General features: G+C 61.2%; 18 protein-coding genes. 4 read left to right on the top strand and 14 right to left on the bottom strand.

All coding sequences use genetic code 11. The annotated features are described in order from the left end of the window. Nucleotides 1-8: 8 nt before the first annotated feature. From pcaD to pcaR, 10 genes are all read right to left on the bottom strand, one after another. A complete protein-coding gene (pcaD, locus tag HU739_RS11135) occupies nt 9-800 on the bottom strand; it encodes a 3-oxoadipate enol-lactonase (protein WP_186552081.1) in 792 nt (263 codons plus the stop codon). A gap of 11 nt (nt 801-811) precedes the next feature. Next, nucleotides 812-2176: a 3-carboxy-cis,cis-muconate cycloisomerase gene (locus tag HU739_RS11140; protein ID WP_186552080.1), complete on the bottom strand. Its 1365-nt coding sequence runs from the start codon at nt 2174-2176 to the stop codon at nt 812-814. Between the two features lie 46 nt (nt 2177-2222). After that, the gene (locus tag HU739_RS11145) at nt 2223-3518 is read right to left on the bottom strand and encodes an MFS family transporter (RefSeq protein ID WP_186552079.1); all 1296 of its coding nucleotides are present in this window, start codon (nt 3516-3518) and stop codon (nt 2223-2225) included. A 252-nt stretch (nt 3519-3770) separates the two neighbouring features. After that, on the bottom strand, nt 3771-4337 hold the full coding sequence (gene pcaG / locus HU739_RS11150; RefSeq protein ID WP_186552078.1) for a protocatechuate 3,4-dioxygenase subunit alpha: 567 nt from the start codon (nt 4335-4337) through the stop codon (nt 3771-3773). Between the two features lies 1 nt (nt 4338). Next, on the bottom strand, nt 4339-5043 hold the full coding sequence (gene pcaH, locus HU739_RS11155; RefSeq protein ID WP_186552077.1) for a protocatechuate 3,4-dioxygenase subunit beta: 705 nt from the start codon (nt 5041-5043) through the stop codon (nt 4339-4341). Nucleotides 5044-5079: 36 nt separating this feature from the next. Then, on the bottom strand, nt 5080-6285 hold the full coding sequence (pcaF, locus tag HU739_RS11160; RefSeq protein WP_186552076.1) for a 3-oxoadipyl-CoA thiolase: 1206 nt from the start codon (nt 6283-6285) through the stop codon (nt 5080-5082). After that, a complete protein-coding gene (locus HU739_RS11165) occupies nt 6282-7061 on the bottom strand; it encodes a CoA-transferase subunit beta (RefSeq protein ID WP_186552075.1) in 780 nt (259 codons plus the stop codon). The genes pcaF and HU739_RS11165 overlap by 4 nt, the downstream gene beginning before the upstream one ends. Continuing rightward, nucleotides 7061-7918 (bottom strand): CoA transferase subunit A, encoded by an 858-nt coding sequence (locus HU739_RS11170; RefSeq protein WP_186552074.1) that lies wholly within the window; start codon nt 7916-7918, stop codon nt 7061-7063. Before HU739_RS11170 ends, HU739_RS11165 begins: the two co-directional genes overlap by 1 nt. A 275-nt stretch (nt 7919-8193) precedes the next feature. Beyond that, nucleotides 8194-9540, bottom strand: a complete 1347-nt coding sequence (locus HU739_RS11175; RefSeq protein ID WP_186552073.1) for an MFS transporter — start codon at nt 9538-9540, stop codon at nt 8194-8196. A gap of 291 nt (nt 9541-9831) precedes the next feature. After that, nucleotides 9832-10674, bottom strand: coding sequence for a pca regulon transcriptional regulator PcaR (pcaR, locus tag HU739_RS11180; RefSeq protein WP_186552072.1), 843 nt, complete (start codon nt 10672-10674; stop codon nt 9832-9834). 649 nt (nt 10675-11323) lie between these two features. On the opposite strand from pcaR, the gene HU739_RS11185 reads away from it, so the two are divergent. Together HU739_RS11185 and HU739_RS11190 are read left to right on the top strand one after the other, a co-directional pair. Further along, nucleotides 11324-11524, top strand: coding sequence for a hypothetical protein (locus HU739_RS11185; RefSeq protein ID WP_008080067.1), 201 nt, complete (start codon nt 11324-11326; stop codon nt 11522-11524). Between the two features lie 372 nt (nt 11525-11896). Further along, nucleotides 11897-13372, top strand: coding sequence for an inorganic phosphate transporter (locus tag HU739_RS11190; protein ID WP_186552071.1), 1476 nt, complete (start codon nt 11897-11899; stop codon nt 13370-13372). A gap of 1034 nt (nt 13373-14406) precedes the next feature. Here the strand turns inward: HU739_RS11190 and ccoM are convergent. The 3 genes from ccoM to HU739_RS11200 all read right to left on the bottom strand — a co-directional run bounded on the left by ccoM (nt 14407) and on the right by HU739_RS11200 (nt 15263). Next, nucleotides 14407-14520, bottom strand: coding sequence for a cytochrome c oxidase subunit CcoM (ccoM, locus tag HU739_RS26920; RefSeq protein WP_016771346.1), 114 nt, complete (start codon nt 14518-14520; stop codon nt 14407-14409). A 144-nt stretch (nt 14521-14664) separates the two neighbouring features. Next, entirely contained in the window at nt 14665-14889 is a 225-nt protein-coding gene (locus HU739_RS11195; protein ID WP_186552034.1) for a hypothetical protein, read from the bottom strand. Between the two features lie 32 nt (nt 14890-14921). Then, the gene (locus tag HU739_RS11200) at nt 14922-15263 is read right to left on the bottom strand and encodes an aspartate-semialdehyde dehydrogenase (RefSeq protein WP_085581675.1); all 342 of its coding nucleotides are present in this window, start codon (nt 15261-15263) and stop codon (nt 14922-14924) included. Nucleotides 15264-15503: 240 nt separating this feature from the next. On the opposite strand from HU739_RS11200, the gene rapA reads away from it, so the two are divergent. After that, nucleotides 15504-18350: an RNA polymerase-associated protein RapA gene (gene rapA, locus HU739_RS11205; protein ID WP_186551996.1), complete on the top strand. Its 2847-nt coding sequence runs from the start codon at nt 15504-15506 to the stop codon at nt 18348-18350. Between the two features lie 164 nt (nt 18351-18514). Here rapA and HU739_RS11210 read toward each other — a convergent pair whose 3' ends face one another. After that, a complete protein-coding gene (locus tag HU739_RS11210) occupies nt 18515-19864 on the bottom strand; it encodes a spinster family MFS transporter (RefSeq protein ID WP_186551997.1) in 1350 nt (449 codons plus the stop codon). Nucleotides 19865-20165: 301 nt separating this feature from the next. On the opposite strand from HU739_RS11210, the gene HU739_RS11215 reads away from it, so the two are divergent. Then, entirely contained in the window at nt 20166-20534 is a 369-nt protein-coding gene (locus HU739_RS11215; RefSeq protein ID WP_186551998.1) for a YkgJ family cysteine cluster protein, read from the top strand. Nucleotides 20535-20652: the final 118 nt, after the last annotated feature.

Below are 20652 nucleotides of genomic sequence, written 5' to 3' on the forward strand. Positions count from 1 at the left end.
AATCTTCCTCACTGAGCCTGCAAAAACGCCAGCACACGGTCGCTGAACCCGGCGCCGGCCTGCACGTTGGACAGGTGCGCCGCGTAGAACTCGGCGTACTCGGCGCCGCGCACGTGGTCGCGAATGAAATGCCCACCGGACGGTGGCGTCACCGCATCTTCGCTGCCGGCAATCACCAGCAATGGCACGTTGATCGAAGCCAGTTGCTCACGGAAATCCGCGTCGCGCACCGCTGCACAGTTGGCGGCATAGCCTTGTGGGTCAGTCGCTGCAAGCATATCGGTGATCTTCTTTGCCGCTGCCGGATGCGCTGCCGAGAAGTCCGGGGTGAACCAGCGCGCAATCGAGGCGTCACGCAGCGCGACCATCGCCGCCGGGCCGTCGCGCAATACCGTTTCAATGCGCGGATTCCACACCGACGGATCACCTATTTTCGCCGCTGTGTTGCAGACGATCAGCTTGTGCAGACGATGGCCAGCGTTGATTCCCAGCCACTGACCGATCAGCCCGCCCATCGACAGTCCGCAGAAATGTGCACGCTCGATGTGCAGCGCATCGAGCAGACCGAGCACGTCGTGGCCCAGTTGCTCAATGCTGTACGGCCCTTCGGTGACCAGCGATCGGCCGTGGCCGCGGGTGTCGAAACGCAGCACGCGAAAATGCTCGGTGAACGCCGGCATCTGCGCGTCCCACATGTGCAGGTCGGTGCCCAGCGAGTTGGACAGCACCAGCACCGGCGCATCGTCCGGGCCATCGATTTGGTAGTGCAGTTCGCCATCGGCGAGGTGAACGAAAGCCACAGCCTTCTCCTTCAGACAGTCAAAGCGTTGTGTTCGGCCACCGCGCGCTCGACCCAGACGTGGGCCTGGCCGAGGTAGTGCGCGGGGTTGAGAAGATCGTCGAGTTCAGCCTCGCTGAGTTCGGCGGTGACTTGCGGCTCGTCACCGAGCACCGCGCGCAAGTGACGCTGCTCGGCCACCGCGCGTTTGCAGCACTGTTCCAGCAGATGATGCGCGGTGTCGCGACCCACCCGTTGTGCAAGGACAATGCTCACCGCTTCGGCCAGCACCAGCCCTTGAGTCAATTCGAGGTTACGGGTCATGCGTGCGGCGTCGACTTCCAGGCCATCGGCAAGCAAGCGCGCCTGTTGCAGCGAACCCGAGACCAGGCAGCAAATCTCCGGCAGGGTTTCCCATTCGGCATGCCACAGACCGAGGCTGCGCTCGTGTTCCTGCGGCATCGCACTGAACAGCGTCGACACCAGCCCCGGCACCCGGGTCGCCGCGCCGATCAATACCGCCGCGCCCACCGGGTTGCGTTTGTGCGGCATGGTCGATGACCCGCCCTTGCCCGGCGCCGCCGGCTCGAACACTTCCGCCGCTTCGGTCTGCATCAACAGGCTGATGTCGCGGCCGAGCTTGCCGAGGCTGCCGGCGATCAGGCCAAGCACGGCGCCGAATTCGACGATGCAATCGCGCTGGGTGTGCCACGGTTGTTCCGGCAGGCTCAATTGCAGCTCTTCGGCCAAGGCTTGCGCGATTGGCAAGGCCTGCTCACCCAGCGCCGCGAGCGTGCCGGAGGCGCCACCGAATTGCAGCACCAGCAGCCGCGGTTTCAGTTCCCGCAGACGCTGACGGCTGCGCGTCACAGCACCCAGCCAGCCGGCGATTTTCATGCCGAGGGTAACTGGCGTCGCGTGTTGCAGCCAGGTTCGTCCGGCCAACGGCGTGGTGGCGAACCGTTGTGCCTGGGTGGCCAGCGAATCGGCCAGTTGCGCCAGATCGCTTTCGATCAGCGCCAACGCCTGACGCAATTGCAGCACCAGCCCGGAATCCATTACGTCCTGACTGGTCGCGCCCAGATGCACATAGCGCTCGGCTTCGGCGTCGCTAGACGCAATCTGTCTACCCAACGCCTTGACCAGTGGAATCGCCGAGTTGCCGGCGCTGGCAATCGTCTCGCCCAGCGCCGCGAAGTCATACAGACCGGCGTCGCACGCCGCCGCAATCGGTGCCACCGCTGATAAAGGAATCAGGCCAATACGCGCCTCGGCCCGGGCCAGCGCCGCTTCGAAGTCGAGCATTGCCTGCACGCGGCCCTGATCGCAGAACACCTCGCGCATATCGCGAGCGGTGAAATAGGCATCGAACAATTGATTGCCCGGTCGCTGAGTCATAAACAGTCCTTGCCGGCGCGGGCCATGCCGGCCCGCGCACTGGAGGTTAGAGATCGTGGTGCAAATACGCCGCCTGTTTCGGCAGGCGCAGGCTGAACAGGAACGCCACCGCCATCATCGCCGTGACGTACCAATAGAACGAGTTTTCCATGCCGATATTTTTCAGGCTCAGGGCGACGAACTCCGCTGAACCGCCAAAGATCGCGTTGGCCACCGCATAGGCCAGACCGACACCGAGGGCGCGCACCTCAGGCGGGAACATTTCGGCTTTCACCAACCCGCTGATCGAGGTGTAGAAACTGACAATTGCCAGCGCCAGCGTGATCAGCACGAACGCCAGAAACGGGCTGCTGATGCTTTTCAAACTGAGCAGGATCGGCACGGTGAACAGCGTGCCGAGGGCGCCAAACCAGAGCATCGAATTACGTCGGCCGATCTTGTCGGCGAGCATGCCGAACAGCGGCTGCATGCACATGTACAGAAACAGCGCGCCGGTCATGATGTAGCTGGCGGTCTTGGCGTGCATGCCGGCGGTGTTGACCAGGTATTTCTGCATGTAGGTGGTGAAGGTGTAGAAAATCAGCGACCCGCCCGCGGTGTAGCCGAGTACCGTGATGAACGCGGCTTTGTGATCGCGAAACAGTGCCGCGATGCTGCCGGCGTCTTTGTGTTCGCGGGTTTCCTTGTTGGTGGTTTCTTTCAGCGAACGCCGCAGGAACAGCGAAATCAGCGCCGCCACCGCACCGACCACGAACGGAATCCGCCAGCCGTAGGCCCGCAGGTCTTCTTCGGTGAGGAACTGTTGCAGCACCACCACCAGCGACACCGCCAGCAGTTGTCCGCCGATCAACGTCACGTACTGGAACGAGGCGAAGAAGCCGCGCTGGCCCTTGAGCGCCACCTCACTCATGTAGGTCGCGGTGGTGCCGTATTCGCCACCCACCGACAACCCTTGCAACAGACGTGCGAAAAGCAGCAGGACCGGCGCCCAGACCCCAATGTCCTTGTAGGTCGGCAGGCAGGCGATCAACAGCGAGCCAAAGCACATCATCAGAATCGAGATGAGCATCGAATTCTTGCGCCCGTGCTTGTCGGCGACCCGGCCGAAGATCCAGCCGCCAATCGGCCGCATCAGGAAGCCAGCGGCAAACACACCGGCGGTATTGACCAGTTGCACGGTCGGGTTATCGGAGGGGAAAAACGCCGGGGCGAAATAGATCGCGCAGAAGGCATAGACATAGAAGTCGAACCATTCGACCAGATTGCCGGACGAGGCGCCGACAATGGCGAAGATGCGCTTGCTGCGCTCTTCGCCGGTGTAATGGGAAGTGGTGGTGGTCATTGTCTTTTCACTCGAAAGGGACGGTCACAGTCTAGACACACTTTGCAACAGTCCCGTTCCACATTGGCTCATCACACAGGCCGGATCAGCCCTTGTGGCGAGGGGATTTATCCCCGCTCGAGTGCGAAGCACTCGCAAATCAGATACACGCGGTTCACCTGAAATACCGCGCCGACTGGTTTTGGGGCCGCTTCGCAGCCCAGCGGGGATAAATCCCCTCACCACAGTGATCGCTGGCCACTGATGCACCGATCAATAATCAAAGAACACCGTCTCGGCATCAGTGCCCTGCAGAATCACATTCCACTGATACACGCCCGAAGCATCCGCTTTGGCCAGCAAGGTCTGGCGACGTTCTGCCGGCACGCATTCCAGCAACGGGTCATCCACGTTCGCCGGCTCACCCTCAAAGTAGATCCGCGTCAGCAGGTGCTTGACCAGACCCCGGGCGAACACCAGCACCACCAGGTGCGGCGCCTGGGTCGAGCCTTTGACCCCTTGCACAGTGCCGGGTTTGATCGTGGTGAAACGGAAGCGCCCTTCGGCGTCCACAGGGATCCGGCCAAAACCTTCGAAATTCGGGTCGAGCGGTTTGTCTTGCTGATCTTCCGGGTGGTCGTATTTGCCGGCGGCGTTGGCCTGCCAGACTTCAAGCATGGCGTCGCTGACGATATCGCCGTTGCCGTCCACCACCTGGCCGGTGATCGCCACGCGCTCGCCCAGGGTCAGCTCGTTGGCGAGGGCTTCGCGATTCAGCCAGGTCAGGCCGATGTGGTAATACGGCCCGACGGTGTGGGAGGTAGTCGCAGTCAGGGTCATCTTATTTCTCCATCGGCGTGGCATCACGGCCGCGCAGCACGATGTCCCAGCGGTAACCGAGGGCGTAGGACGGAATGGTTTTTTCCAGATCGAAACTGGCGATCAGGCGTTCCTTGGCCGAAGTGTCCGGCACGCAGTTGTAGATCGGGTCATAGGCCAGCAACGGATCACCGGGGAAATACATTTGCGTGACCAGACGCGTGAGGATGCTCGGCCCGAACAGGGAAAAATGGATGTGCGCCGGGCGCCACGCATTGTGGTGATTGCCCCACGGATAGGCGCCGGGCTTGATGGTCTGGAACTGATACCAGCCGTCGGCATCGGTAACGGTTCGGCCGGTGCCGGTAAAATTCGGGTCCAGCGGCGCGTCGTGCAGATCGCGCGCGTGGTTGTAGCGGCCGGCGGCGTTCGCCTGCCAGATCTCCACCAGAATCCCCGGCACCGGCAGACCGTTTTCGTCGAGTACGCGACCATGAATAATGATGCGCTCGCCTAACGGTTCACCGTCGTGCTGGGCGGTCAGGTCGTTGTCCTTCTCGGTGACGTGCTCGGCGCCAATGGTTGGCCCGGTGATTTCCGAGAGTGAATGGGGCAGATACACCAAAGGCTTGGACGGCGAGCGCAGGTTGGTGGATTGATAGGTCGGGTGCAGGTAGTCAGGCTGAGTGCCTGCCTGTGGGCGACGGTAACCAGGCTTGTCAGTCATTTCGCTTTCCTCTGTTCTTATAAGTGTCGCAGCGCGTCAGACGCGTTCGATGGCCAGGGCCAGACCTTGGCCGACACCGACGCACATGGTCGCCAGACCTTTCTTGCCACCGGTTTTTTCCAGATGATGCAGGGCTGTCAGCACCAGCCGCGCCCCGCTCATGCCCAGCGGGTGGCCCAAGGCAATCGCGCCACCGTTCGGGTTGACCTGTGGCGCATCGTCGGCCAGACCCAACTCGCGCAACACCGCCAGACCCTGGCTGGCAAACGCCTCGTTGAGTTCGATCACGTCGAAATCGCTGACCGCCACGCCAAGGCGTTCGGTCAACCTGCGCACCGCCGGCACCGGGCCGATGCCCATCACCCGCGGCGCCACACCGGCGCTGGCCATGCCGAGCACTTTGGCACGGGCGGTCAGGCCGTGTTTTTTTACTGCTTCGGCTGAAGCGAGAATCAGTGCCGCGGCGCCATCGTTAACACCCGAGGCATTCCCGGCGGTGACGGTTTTGTCGGCGCCGTTGACCGGTTTCAGTTTGCTCAGCGCTTCAAGGGTGGTGTCAGCGCGCGGATGTTCGTCCTGGCTGACCACGGTTTCGCCTTTCTTATGCGCGATGCGCACTTCAACGATTTCTTCAGCGAAGTAGCCAGCGGCCTGGGCGGCGGCGGTACGCTGCTGACTGCGCAGGGCAAAGGCGTCCTGATCCTCGCGCGATACCTTGTAGTCGTCGGCGACGTTGTCAGCGGTTTGCGGCATGGCATCGACGCCGTACTGCGCCTTCATCAGCGGGTTGATGAAACGCCAGCCGATGGTGGTGTCTTCCAGTTTCATGTTGCGCGAAAACGCCGCATCGGCCTTGCCCATCACGAACGGCGCGCGGGACATCGACTCGACGCCGCCGGCAATCGCCAGCTCCATCTCGCCGCTGGCGATGGCGCGAAACGCCGTGCCGATCGCATCCATGCCCGAAGCGCAGAGGCGATTGAGGGTCACACCCGGCACACTGGCAGGCAGGCCGGCGAGCAACAGCGCCATGCGCGCAACGTTGCGGTTGTCTTCACCGGCCTGATTGGCGCAGCCAAGAAAGACTTCGTCGATGGCCGTCCAGTCCACCGCTGGATTACGTTCCATCAGCGCCTTGATCGGCACGGCGGCCAAATCGTCGGCGCGCACGGCGGACAGTCCGCCGCCGAAACGGCCGATGGGGGTGCGAATCGCGTCGCAGATATACACGTCACGCATCATGCTTCTCCCGGTGTCTGACCGTGGGCGGCAGCGGTGCGCGCTTCAAGATCACGCAGCGCCGTCAGCTCGACTTCGGTCGGCTCAGCGGTGGTTTCAACCGTATCGGCAAAGCGAATCGCCCAACCAGTGGCGGCCACCACTTGCTCACGGGTCACGCCCGGATGCAACGCAGTGACGACGAATTCGTGAGTGCCCTCCTCCGGCTCCATGATGCACAGGTCAGTGATGATCCCCACCGGACCGGCGCCCGGCAGGCCCAGACGCTTGCGCGAATCGCCGCCCTCGCCATGACCGACCGAGGTGATGAAATCGAGTTTGTCGACAAACGAACGCGCCGACTGTTTGAGGATGATCAGCACGCTTTTCGCCGAACCGGCAATCTCCGGCGCGCCACCGGCACCCGGCAGGCGTACTTTCGGCGCGTGATAGTCGCCGACCACGGTGGTGTTGATGTTGCCAAAACGGTCAACCTGCGCGGCGCCGAGAAAACCGACGTCGATGCGCCCGCCCTGCAGCCAGTAGCGAAAAATCTCACCGGTCGGCACCACGGTGTCGGCGGTCTCGGCCAACTCGCCGTCACCGATGGACAGCGGCAGTACGCTCGGCTTGGCGCCAATCGGGCCGGATTCGTAGATCAACACCACGTCCGGCGACGAGGTCAGTCGCGCAAGGTTGGCAGCTTTCGATGGCAGGCCGATGCCGACGAAGCACACCGAGCCGTTTTTCAGGCGGCGGGCCGCAGCGACGGTCATCATTTCGTTGGTGGTATAAGTCATTACTTGGCCTCCGAGGCAGCGGCCAACTTGGCCTGGAACTCGCTGAAGTCAGCGCAGCCATGGATGTATTCGTTGATCCACGCAGTAAACGTCTCACGGTCGCGAGCGATCGGGTCCCACGCCTGATAAAACCGATTGTCACGCTCGGTGTAGCCGTGGGCATAGGACGGATGCGCGCCGCCCGGCACGTGGCAGACTGCGCTCAGCGCCCAGGTCGGCAGCACACATGCGTTCATCGGTGCGTTGAGGTCGTCGACGATTTCCTCAACCGTGACGATGCAGCGCTTGGCCGCCAGCGCGGCTTCTTTCTGCACGCCGAGAATGCCCCAGAGCAGCACGTTGCCCTTGCGGTCGGCTTTCTGCGCATGGATCACCGTGACGTCCGGGCGCACCGAAGGCACCGCCGCCAGCACTTCGCCGGTGAACGGGCAGGTCACGGTTTTGATCAACGGATTGACCTTCGGCAGATCAGAGCCGGCATAAGCACGCAGTACCGCGAACGGCAGGCCGGAAGCGCCGGCGACGTAGGCGTTGGCGAGGTCGGCGTGGCTGTGTTCTTCGATTTCCAGCGGCTGCGGCCATTGCTTCTCGACCGCGTCGCGCAGACGGTGCAGCGAACCCACGCCGGGGTTGCCGCCCCAGGAGAAAATCAATTTGCGCGCGCACCCGGCGCCGATCAGTTGGTCGTAGATCAGGTCAGGCGTCATCCGCACCAGGGTCAGATCTTTCTTGCCTTGACGAATGATTTCATGACCCGCTGCCGTAGGGATCAGGTGAGTGAAGCCTTCGAGGGCGACGGTGTCGCCGTCGTTGACGAATTGCTTCACCGCGTCGTGCAGCGAAAGGATCTCAGCCATGGAGCGGGCTCCCGTTTTGGTATTGAATCGCCAGTGATAAAAAGGCGCGAGGTTCAGCGCCGGAGTCACTGAAGATTAAGCGCGGGAAATTGGCCAAACAATCCGATAATCGACTGAGTGTTCGTTTATCGAACGGATTGTTGCTCCCCTAATGATCGTTCCCACGCTCCGCGTGGGAATGCAGCCCGGGACGCTCCGCGTCCCTGAAGAGCCGAACGCAGAGCGTCCGTTGAGGCATTCCCACGCAGAGCGTGGGAACGATCATGCTGGTGGATTCAGGTGGCATCTGCATGTCTGACCATGCCCTTCACTAACACCGCCGCCGTCGCCAAACCGGCCGGGATCACCAAAGCCGTCAGCACCTGCTCGAAATCCCAGCCCAGACCCAACAGGGTCGCGCCCATCCACGCCCCGAGAATCGCGCCGAAGCGGCCAATCCCGAGCATCCACGACACCCCGGTCGCCCGCCCCTGGGTCGGATAAAACCGCGCCGCCAGCGACGGCATCGCCGATTGCGCACCGTTGACGCACATGCCCGCCACCAGCACCAGGGTCGCCAACAGCGTAATGTTGCCCAGGCTCTGCCCCACTGCGTAGGCAAACACCCCGGCCAGCAGGTAGAAAATGCCGATGACCTTGTGCGGATTGAAGCGATCCATTGCCCAGCCCACCGCGACCGCGCTCAATACGCCACCGAACTGAAACAGTGCTCCGATGAACGCGGACTGTTCCATGCTGGCGCCACTGTCGCGCATCAGCGTAGGCAGCCAACTGGTCAGCAGGTACACGATCACCAGGCCCATGAAATAGGTCAGCCACAACAGCAGGGTGCCGGCGCTGTAAGTACCGGAGAAGATCACCGCGAAGACGTTGCGCGCCTTCACGGTTTGCTGTTCCGGCACGCTGAAACTGGAGGCTTGGGCGACCACAAGCGGATCAATGGGCGCCAGGGTCTTGCGCACTTTATCGGTGCCGCGGTTGCGCACGACCAGATAGCGCGCCGACTCCGGCAGCCAGAACAGCAGCACCACTGCGAGCATCAGTGGCAGCACCCCGCCGATCAGTAACAGGCTGTGCCAGCCGAACGCTGGAATCAGCTTCGCCGAGATGAACCCGCCGCCGGCCATGCCCAGGTTGAAGCCGCAGAACATGCTGGTCACCAGCAGGGATTTCTTGCGCTCCGGGGTGTATTCCGACAACAGCGTTGTTGCGTTGGGCATCCCCGCTCCGAGGCCAAGGCCGGTCAGAAAGCGCAGCACCAGTAATTGTTCGACGTTGGTGCTGTACGCCGACGCCAGGCTGAAGGCGCCGAACAGCACCACCGCGCCGACGAGCACCACTTTGCGCCCGAAGCGGTCAGCCAGCGGGCCGGAACCGAGAGCACCGAAGACCATGCCGATCAGCGCGGCACTCATCACCGGTCCCAAACTGGCACGGTCAATGCCCCAGTCCTGCGACAGCGCCGGGGCAATAAAGCCCATCGCCGCGGTATCGAGTCCATCGAGAAACACAATCAGAAAACACAGGATCACCACCCGCCACTGATAGCGCGAGATCGGTTGGGCGTTGATAAAGGTCTGCACATCGAGGCAGTTACCCACAGCGGACTGAGGCTGGTTCATTATTTTTATTCCACGCAAAAACGCAGTCGAACGGCGGCCGGCCGAAGCCCGGCACGGTCACAAGAATAGAAGGTTGCGGTCAGACGTTGCGCTGTAGCCGGCAACAGGGCGCAGAGCGGAGACAGTCGGGGGAAATGCGCATGGGGGTGCCTCTTGTCATTATTATCGGGGTCGGCAGTCCGGGCTGACACGGGCGGTCAACGCCGGATGACGCTGCCGCGACATTAATGATCCGAGGGTTTTAGCGTCAATTCGATAAACGCAACACTGTGCGTTTATCGAACAGCTTCATCAGGCGAACAACTGCGCGCTGAGGTCGCGGCTGGCGCTCAACAGGCCCGGCAGGAAGCGCTGCTCCAGTTCGGTACGACTGACCCGGCCGGCATGGGTACTGACGTTGAGCGCCGCGACCACTTGCCCCGAGGCATCGTAGACCGGCACGGCAATCGAGCGCAGGCCCTGCTCCAGCTCCTGATCGACGATGCACCAGCCTTGCTGCCGCACTTGCTGCAGGCATTCGAGCAAGGCATCGGGGGTATGAATCGTGCGGCTGGTCTTGGCGACGAGTTCAGCGTGCTCAAGGTATTCACCGAGCGAAGTATCGTCCAGCGCCGCCAGCAGGATCCGCCCCATCGACGTGCAATAGGCCGGCAGGCGTCCGCCCACCGACAGGTCCACCGAAATCAGACGCTGGGTGGTCGCCGAACGGGCGATATAGAGAATGTCGTCGCCCTCAAGCGTGGCCATGTTGCAGGCTTCGTGCAGTTGCTCGCTCATGCGGTCGAGGTAGGGCTGGGCGGACACCGCCAGCGGCGTCGACGACAGATATGCGTGGCCGAGGGTCAGCACCTTGGGCAGCAATGAATAGGTGCGACCGTCGGTGGTGGCGTAACCGAGCTTGATCAGCGTGTGCAGGCAACGGCGCACGGCGGCGCGGGGAATTTCCGTGCGATGGCTGATCTGCGCGATGGTCAAGTGACGCTTGCGCTCCTGAAACGCCTGAACAACCGCAAGTCCCCGTGCCAGCGACGTCATGAAATCAGGATCGCCGGTCAGGGCCTGAATGCGTTTGGCCGGCGAGGCCACAATCGGCGGCGCCACGGAGGTGAAGGAGTTGCGCATTTGATCGTTCATTTCGTGTCCCTATACCCGGCGCGGATCAATGGCCATACAAACGGCTCACAGACCGATGCGCAAGCCTTGAGCCGCCAACATTGGGCGATTATCGAACCGCCGACCGATAATCGCAATCGCCCGTAGCGGGCCCAAGCCGCCGATCAGGACGCTTGTGTAACTTCAATGAGAAAACGGATGCTGGACTTAGTTGCTCGACTAAATGGCGCCAAAAACTGATCGCTGTCCTCTAACAGTTTGTTAGCGTTTCAACTCGCCGTAAAACTTGCGAGTAACAAAACAATCACACATCCAGAACCGTTTTTAACTTGGCAAAGATAGTCATTCCTGAATCGGCCGCTATAATGCACCTCAGTGCAACCTCGCCTTACTGTGCGGTTGCCACCCGCTGAGGCGATCTCAATCGCCGTCGGCCCCGGCCAGCGCCTGGCACTCTTGATCCTTCACAACGCCAACGCTCGCCGAAACAGGAAGCTGATGCTGCGTCAGTTTTAATCTGGTGTCGTAGCCGCCTGTAACACGGAAGTCTTGATCGCCCCGCCGATTGCCCCAATGCCTGTTCAGGTGTCGGGAGTTCGTCGAGGCCGCTCAATCAATTCGTTGCAGCGCGTATCACCGGACATTTATCCCAACTCATACAGGTAGCACTGTGACGAAAGACGAACTGCGCGCGGAACTTGAGCGCCAGGAACAACGTTACAAGGAAGTTTACGGCGGGGAAGTCACCACCTACGCCGCTCAGCCCGAACCGGAACGCAAGGCCTGGCGTAAACGCCCCACCGTTCAGGATCAGGTCTTCAAGCAGGAAATCGAAAAGATCGAAAAGGAACTCAAAGCCGAAGAGCCTTGAAGCAGGTTTTTGCATCTTTCGAAGGTTGGCGTCCACACCCGCTACAAGCGCGGTGCAACGACGATGCCTTGCGCGCCCGCTACCCGCGGGCAGCGGCAATCTCTGCACAGCGCAGACTGAAAGCGACCGTCCTACAGGTTTCAGAGATATTTCAGACAAGCGTTTGAGGGGTCAGCGCACCTGAAAAAACCTCATAAAAAACATTTTTTCTCTTTGCTATCAATTAGTTAGAAAACCATGCAGCGCCCTTGGCTTTAACGCCCTGCAACAAATTAAATTGAAGAAGAGTGTGACCGATGAGCAGACAGGGCATCGATTTCCACTCTTTTCTGGCATAATCGCGCCCCCTTACGACCGGGTCAGAAAACCTTCATGATCGATTTATTCAGCGGACTGGATGCTTGGGTGCTTGTGAGCCTCTTGCTCGCCCTGACGTTTGTCCTCGCCTTCGAGTTCATCAATGGATTTCATGACACCGCTAACGCGGTAGCCACTGTTATCTACACCAAAGCCATGCCGCCGCACCTGGCGGTGTTCTTTTCCGGTGTGTTCAATTTCCTCGGCGTTCTGCTGGGCGGCGTGGGCGTGGCGTATGCCATCGTCCACCTGCTGCCGGTTGAGCTGCTGATCAATGTGAACACCGGCCATGGCCTGGCGATGGTGTTCTCGTTGCTCGCCGCGGCAATCGCCTGGAACCTTGGCACCTGGTACTTCGGTATCCCGGCTTCCAGCTCGCACACACTGATCGGCTCGATCCTCGGTGTCGGCCTGGCCAACGCCCTGATCAACGACATCCCGCTGGCCGACGGTGTGAACTGGCGCAAGGCAATGGATATCGGCGCCTCGCTAGTGTTCTCGCCAATGGCCGGCTTCCTGATTGCCGCGCTGGTGCTGATCGGCCTGAAGTGGTGGCGCCCGCTGTCGAAGATGCACAAGACGCCGGAACAGCGCCGCAAGATCGACGACAAAAAGCACCCGCCGTTCTGGAACCGCCTGGTCCTGGTCATCTCAGCGATGGCCGTGAGCTTCGTGCACGGTTCCAACGATGGTCAGAAAGGTATCGGCCTGATCATGCTGGTGCTGATCGGTATCGTGCCGGCGCAGTTCGTTCTCGACCTGAACAGCACTACCTACCAGATCGAACGCACCCGCGACGCGACCCTGCACCTGAGCCAGTTCTACCAGCGCAACGCCGATTCGCTGGGCGAGTTCCTGGCCCTGGGCAAGAGCGTGGAAGGCGACCTGCCGGAGAAATTCCGCTGCAATCCGCAGCAGACCGAACCGACCATTTCCGCCCTGCTGCACACCCTTAAAGGCGTAGCGGACTACCATTCGCTGTCGTCGGAAAGCCGCATCGAAGTGCGTCGCTACCTGCTCTGCCTGGACGACACGGCGAAGAAAGTCGGCAAGTTGCCTGGCCTGGAAGCCCGTGAAAAGGCTGACCTGGACAAGCTGCGCAAAGACCTGACCACCACCACCGAATACGCACCGTTCTGGGTGATTCTGGCGGTCGCCCTGGCACTGGGCCTGGGTACCATGGTTGGCTGGAAGCGCGTGGTGCTGACGATCGGCGAGAAGATCGGCAAGCAGGGCATGACCTATTCACAGGGCATGTCGGCGCAGATCACCACCGCCAGTTTGATTGGCATGGCCAATATTTTCAGCCTGCCGGTTTCGACCACTCACGTGTTGTCTTCGGGTGTGGCCGGGACCATGGTTGCCAATAAGAGCGGCCTGCAAGGTGGTACGGTGAAGACTATTCTGCTGGCTTGGGTGTTGACCCTGCCGGCGACTGTGGCGCTGTCGGCTGGGTTGTTCTGGCTGGCTTCGAAGGCTTTGGGTAGTTGATCTATTGCTGTTGAATGGAAAAGGCGTGATTCGTGAGGATCACGCCTTTTTTGTTATTGGGGATTGAGATTGGAATTGTGGGCATATCCGTTGCTGCGGTAACGGCTTCTTATGGTTTCGCTCTTACAGCGAGTCACCTTTTCCAAACGCCGAAAAGGTAACCCAAAAGGCTTTGCCCCGGCGTACGGCCCGCTCGCTGGGGCTCGGGGTTCCTTCGTTACGGGATCAATCCGGGCGCAGCGTCTCCGGTTGGCTTCGCTGCACCTCCTCCCGCTGTGTACGACTGCGTCGTACGGTCGCTGCGCTCCCACGCCCGGATCGATCCCGTAACGAAGCCTGCCGATGGGGCTAAAGGTCAAAAGCCAGAGCAAAAGCAGAAGCAGAAGCAGAAGCAGAAGCAGAAGCCAGATCAAAAGATCGCAGCCTTCGGCAGCTCCTACAATTGGGTCGTGTGTATCTGATAGAAATTGGTCGGCCACCAGGCCGCCATCGCGAGCAGGCTCACTCCTACAGTTGAATCGAGTACATCAGCGAGAACAGGTCGGCTGTCAGGCCGCCTTCGCGAGCAGGCTCGCTCCCACAGAAAAACAAAGCAGCGCAGCTGCCCGCGGCGAAGCCGCCCCACTCAACAATGAGCGTTAGCTCGAGTGCTTTTGATCCACGGGCGACTTCGGAAGGCTGAGTGGAGGGATTGATCCGGGCGTGGGAGCGCAGCGACCGTCTGGCGCAGCCAGACACAGCGGAAGGAGGTGCAGCGAAGCAAACCGGAGCCGCTGCGCCCGGATCGATCCCGCAGCGAAGGAACCCGAGCCTGCGAGGGCCGAACGCAGGAGCAAGCCTTTTTGGGTACTTTTTCGGCGTCTGGAAAAAGTGCCTCGCCGTAAGGGCGAAACCGCCAGCCGCAGCACCGCAAAAACGGATATTCACCCAAAACCCCAAAAGCCTGGTCGGCCCAAAGGCCGCCACGGCCCCAAAAAAAAGGGGCAACCGAAGTCGCCCCAAAATGCCTTGCGTGCTCATCAATCCAGAAGAAATCACTTGCGCCGCTTATGCGCATCCTTCCAGATAAAAAATCCAAACCCTGCAAAAAACAGAACCATGAGGCCTACAGTCAAAACCCCGGCAAACACCACGTTATCGAAAAACATGACTGGCCTCCTGGCCCCTGCTTTGCTGCGATGGGGCCAAGTTAGCAAACACACAGGCGCACACATTGACCGGGATCAATATCCGCAACGAAGGGAACAAAGGAGGGGAAATAACTGACCTGCATCAACGAATGCAGCGGGAGATCAACGCTTTTTCGGCTTGTTCTTCGACTTTTTTTTGCTTTTTCCCAACGGCATAGCCTGCTCGAAGGCGTTGCGCACTTCGTTCAAGCGTTTCTCGTTGAGGTCATGCACACGCTTGGCGCGTTCAGTGCTGAGGTCGATCAGTTTGTCGTCTTGGCTCATGGCGTCCGGCACATCGCGAAAGAGATCAGAGCTGCCGATCAGCGGCAGAGTTGCGCCAATCATGCCGCCTCACGCGCCCGCTGACCAGCCGCAGCTCAAATCTCGATATCGACCCACAACCCCTGACGTGGCTGATCTTCCATCAGCGGCACCACCGGCACGGTGTTGTCAGCGTTCAACTCGGTGCCGGGCACGGCCAGGTGTTCTTCGGGGTCTTCATCCGCCTCACGACGACGGCGATCACGCTCCTGCTGGCGGCGCTGTTCCTCGCGCAGCAACAGCCCATCCTCTTCGGGATCGCGCTTTTGCAGATCGATCGTGCTTTCATTGGAGCTCTCCTGCACCGGCACCACTGGCGGGATGTCCGGCCGCTGGCGGATCGGATCCTGCTGGGAGGTGATCGGCACAGCGCTCAAGGGCAGCATCGGTGGCAACATATAAAGGGTCTCCTGTGTGCAGGCTATCGGCTGGGGTGCAGGCGCCTTGAGCCGCCTGTCGCAAACTTGTGACCCGGTTGACACTGACTGGTGCCCTGCCGCTTTAAAAAAGCGACACATGACGCCTCGGTTTCAGCTTGCAGCTCGAAGCTAAAAGCTTGCCGCTGCTCCTATTCCTTTGGCCCTGAAGCCCGCATTCCGTTAAGATAGCCCGCTTTTTCAAGGTGGGAGTCAGGCAGCATGGCGCAGCAGTATCAACCGGGGCAACGCTGGATCAGTGACAGCGAAGCAGAGCTTGGTTTAGGCACCGTTCTGGCACAGGACGGCCGCTTGTTGACCGTGCTTTACCCGGCCACTGGCGAAACCCGCCAGTACGCGCTACGGAATGCGCCCCTGACCCGCGTGCGGTTCTCGCCCGGCGACAGCATTACTCATTTCGAAGGCTGGAAGATGACCGTGCAGGAAGTCGACGATGTCGACGGACTGATGGTTTATCACGGCCTCAACGCCCAGAACGAAGCCGTTACCCTGCCGGAAACCCAGCTGTCGAACTTCATTCAGTTCCGTCTGGCCAGCGACCGTCTGTTCGCCGGACAGATCGACCCGCTGCCGTGGTTCTCCCTGCGCTACAACACCCTTGAACACACCAGCCGCCAGTTGCAGTCCTCGCTGTGGGGCTTGGGCGGCGTGCGTGCGCAACCGATCGCGCACCAGTTGCACATTGCCCGCGAAGTCGCCGACCGCATTGCGCCGCGGGTACTGCTGGCGGACGAAGTAGGCCTGGGGAAAACCATCGAAGCCGGTCTGGTGATCCATCGCCAACTGCTTTCGGGCCGCGCCAACCGCGTGCTGATCCTGGTGCCGGAAAACCTCCAGCACCAGTGGCTGGTGGAAATGCGCCGCCGCTTCAATCTGCAAGTCGCGCTGTTCGACGAAGAACGTTTCATCGAAAGCGATGCCACCAACCCGTTCGAAGACACGCAACTGGCGCTGGTCGCGCTGGAATGGCTGGTCGACGATGAGAAGGCCCAGGACGCGCTGTTCGCCGCCGGCTGGGATCTGCTGGTGGTCGACGAAGCGCATCACCTGGTCTGGCACGAAGAAAAAGCCAGCGCGGAATATTCGCTGGTCGAACAACTCGCTGAAGTGATCCCGGGCGTGCTGCTGCTCACCGCCACCCCAGAGCAACTCGGCCAGGACAGCCACTTCGCCCGTCTGCGCCTGCTCGACCCGAACCGTTTCCATGACCTGGCCGCCTTCCGCGCCGAGAGCGACAACTATCGCCCGGTGGCCGAGGCCGTCCAGGAGCTGCTCGACAAGGGCCGTCTCTCGGCCGAAGCGCACAAGACCATTCATGGTTTCCTCGGCAATGAAGGCGAAGCCCTGCTGACCGCGGTCAATGATGGCGATACCGAAGCCAGCGCCCGCCTCGTACGTGAGCTGCTTGATCGCCACGGCACCGGCCGCGTGCTGTTCCGTAACACCCGCGCCGCCGTGCAGGGTTTCCCGGAGCGCAAGCTGCACCCGTATCCGCTGCCGTGCCCGGCCGAATACCTCGAACTGCCGCTGGGCGAACACGCCGAGCTGTACCCGGAAGTCAGCTTCCAGGCCCAGCCGGACGCCAGCGAAGAAGAGCGCTGGTGGAAGTTCGACCCGCGCGTCGAGTGGCTGATCGATCAGCTGAAAATGCTCAAGCGCACCAAAGTGCTGGTGATCTGCGCCCATGCCGAAACCGCGATGGACCTGGAAGACGCCCTGCGCGTGCGTTCCGGCATCCCGGCCACGGTGTTCCACGAAGGCATGAACATCCTCGAGCGTGACCGCGCCGCCGCCTACTTCGCCGACGAAGAGTTTGGCGCGCAGGTGCTGATCTGCTCGGAAATCGGCAGTGAAGGTCGCAACTTCCAGTTCGCTCACCATCTGGTGCTGTTCGATCTGCCGTCGCACCCGGACCTGCTCGAGCAGCGCATCGGTCGTCTCGACCGGATTGGCCAGAAGCACATCATCGAGCTGCACGTGCCGTACCTCGAAACCAGCCCGCAAGCGCGCCTGTTCCAGTGGTATCACGAAGCGCTGAATGCGTTCCTCAACACCTGCCCGACCGGCAACGCCTTGCAGCATCAGTTCGGCCCGCGCCTGCTGCCGCTGCTCGAAGAAGCCGACGACGGCGAGTGGCAAGCGCTGATCGACGAAGCGCGCGCCGAGCGTGAACGCCTGGAAGCCGAGCTGCACACCGGTCGTGACCGTTTGCTGGAGCTCAATTCCGGCGGCGCTGGCGAAGGTGAAGCGCTGGTCGAGGCGATCCTCGAGCAGGACGACCAGTTCGCCCTGCCGATCTATATGGAAACCCTGTTCGACGCGTTCGGCATCGACAGCGAAGACCATTCTGAAAACGCCCTGATCCTCAAGCCGAGCGAGAAGATGCTCGACGCCAGTTTCCCGCTGGGCGACGACGAAGGCGTGACCATCACCTACGACCGTAACCAGGCGCTGTCGCGCGAAGACATGCAGTTCATCACCTGGGAACACCCGATGGTGCAGGGCGGCATGGACCTGGTGCTGTCCGGCTCGATGGGCAACACCGCCGTCGCGCTGATCAAGAACAAGGCGCTGAAACCGGGCACCGTATTGCTGGAACTGCTTTACGTCAGTGAAGTGGTCGCGCCGCGTTCGCTGCAACTGGGCCGCTACTTGCCACCGGCGGCGCTGCGCTGCCTGCTCGATGCCAATGGCAATGACCTGTCGCCACGGGTTTCGTTTGAGACCCTGAATGATCAGCTCGAAAGCGTGCCGCGTGCCAGCGCCAACAAGTTCATCCAGGCCCAGCGCGATCAGCTGACGCCACGGATCAACGCCGGCGAAGACAAGATCGCCCCGCGTCACGCCGAGCGCGTGGCCGAAGCGCGTCGTCGTCTGGCCGCCGACACCGACGAAGAACTGGCGCGCCTGACCGCCTTGCAAGCGGTCAACCCGAGCGTACGTGACAGCGAACTGGAAGCGCTGCGTACACAGCGTGAACAGGGTCTGGCGATGCTGGATAAAGCGGCTTTGCGCCTGGAAGCGATTCGGGTGTTGGTGGCGGGTTAAACCGCCCTGTTCCGCCGTTGAAAAACCAGGAGGCCCGCAGTGATGCGGGCCTTTTTGTAAGTCAGTTATTTATCAGCTGATGCTGATAACCCTATCGCGAGCAGGCTCACTCCTACAGTTGGAAAGCGTTCCCCCTGTAGGAATGAGCCTGCTCGCGATAGCCGTTAAGCAGTCGCCGCCGAAACCTCTGGCTCAACCACCGCCACCAACCCATCCCTCATCCGCTGCGCATCGCGAACAAAACACCGCGATGCCAGAAACAGAAAGACCATGGTCAAAAACAGCGCCACCGGAATCAGGTACATCGCGTCATGCAGACCCACGGCCTTGAACGCTTCGGTCATCTGCTCAGCCCCCGCCGACAACATCGCCGTGTGGGCGAAGTGATCCGACAACCCACCGACCACCACCGGCCCCAAACCACCGCCGAGCAGATACAGCCCGGCGAAGAACAACGCCATCGCCGTGGCACGCAAACGCGGCTCGACCACGTCCTGGATCGCCGTGTACACGCAGGTGTAAAAGTTGTACGCGAACAGCCAGCCAACGCTGAACACCGCGACGAACACGCCGATCTCAATACGCCCGGCATGCAACGCCCACGCCGTGCACAGCGTCGAGATAATCAGGCTGAACGCGGCAAACAACAGCCGGCCACTGGCGAAACGCTGGTGAATCTTGTCGGCGATCCAGCCGCCGAGCGTCAGCCCGACCAGCCCGGTCACGCCGACGATAACCCCGGTCGCCACAGCCGCGTCCTGCAAAGGCATCAGGAAGTAACGTTGCAGCATCGGCACCAGAAACGAGTTGCAGGCGTAGGTGGCGAAGTTGAAACACAGCCCGGCCATCACCAGCCACAGAAAAGTCGGCACGGCGAGTACCCGGCGAATCGGCTTGTCGACCTTCTCTTGCGAGACCTGCACGGCTTCTGCCGCGCCGCGCTTTGGTTCTTTGATGAAAAACATGAAAATGGCGAGAACCAGCCCCGGCACCGCAGCAATGAAAAACGGCGCCCGCCAGCTGTCGAACGCCTTGACCATCGCACCGATGGTGAAGAACGCCAGCAGCAGCCCCAGCGGCAGGCCAAGCATGAAAATGCCCATGGCTCGCGCCCTGCGGTGGGCTGGAAACAAGTCGCCGATCAGTGAGTTGGCCGCCGGCGCATAACTCGCCTCGCCAATGCCGATGCCCATGCGCACGATCAAAAAGCTCCAGAAACTGCCGACCAGACCGTTGACGGCGGTCAGCGCGCTCCACGTCGCCAGGCCCCAGCCCATCAGCTTGCTGCGCGAACCGGTGTCGGCCATGCGCCCCAGCGGCAGGCCGGCGATGGCGTAAACGACGGTGAACGCGGTACCGATGATGCCCAGCTGAAAGTCGCTGAGGTGCCATTCCATGCGGATCGGTTCGATGATGATCGCCGGGATCGTGCGGTCGAAGAAGTTGAACAGGTTGGCGAGGAACAGCAGGAACAGAATGCGCCAGGCATTCGCCGCTTGGGTCGAGTTCTGCATGGGTCCGTCTCTTTATTGTTATGGGGCTTCACTGCCAACGCATCCGAGCCCGGAACCTGCAATCTAGTCAGCCGCGCGAGGGCTGTCTGTCATCATTCGTCAGCCTGATATCGGCCCATCGCACTGTAACGAAACGTAAGCCCTTGATAAGTCTGCAATCCCCCGAAAACCGGGGGCTTTGCGGCAAAACCCTGGCACAAAAAAATAGTTTCGCGCCCCCCTTCCCAACGCCATGGCAAAGCCTAGAATGGCCGCCGGATCCGTCCGGATCTTCCGATCAATCCCTTTGATACCCCCGCCCATGTCCGAAGCCAGTCCGTGTCTGAATTGCGGTGCCTGCTGTTCCCATTTTCGCGTGTCTTTTTTCTGGGGTGAGTGTTCATCCTCAGGCGGTACGGTCCCCGATGAACTGGTGACCCAAGTCACGCCGAGCCGGGTAGCGATGATCGGCACTGACCGCAAGCCGACGCGCTGCATATCGCTGGCGGGCGAGGTCGGTAGCGCCGTGCAATGCACGATCTATGAACAGCGCTCCAGCCCCTGCCGCGAGTTCGAGGCCTCATGGGAAAACGGCGAACACAACAGCGACTGCGACAAAGCCCGCGCCGCCCACGGCCTGCCACCCTTGCCGCCGCACTGGAATGACCTGCCTCTGGAACGTATTGCCTGACCCTTAGCGCCAATCGCTATGAGGCTAATGTCAAAATCATTCGCGCCAATGTGCCACTACGCCTTGCGCCCCAGAAACGGCCTCTATACTCCAGGCATTCGCCGGCGTTGACGAACGC

Origin of the sequence: Pseudomonas hamedanensis, from assembly GCF_014268595.2 — a bacterium.
GTDB classification, from domain to species: domain Bacteria; phylum Pseudomonadota; class Gammaproteobacteria; order Pseudomonadales; family Pseudomonadaceae; genus Aquipseudomonas; species Aquipseudomonas hamedanensis.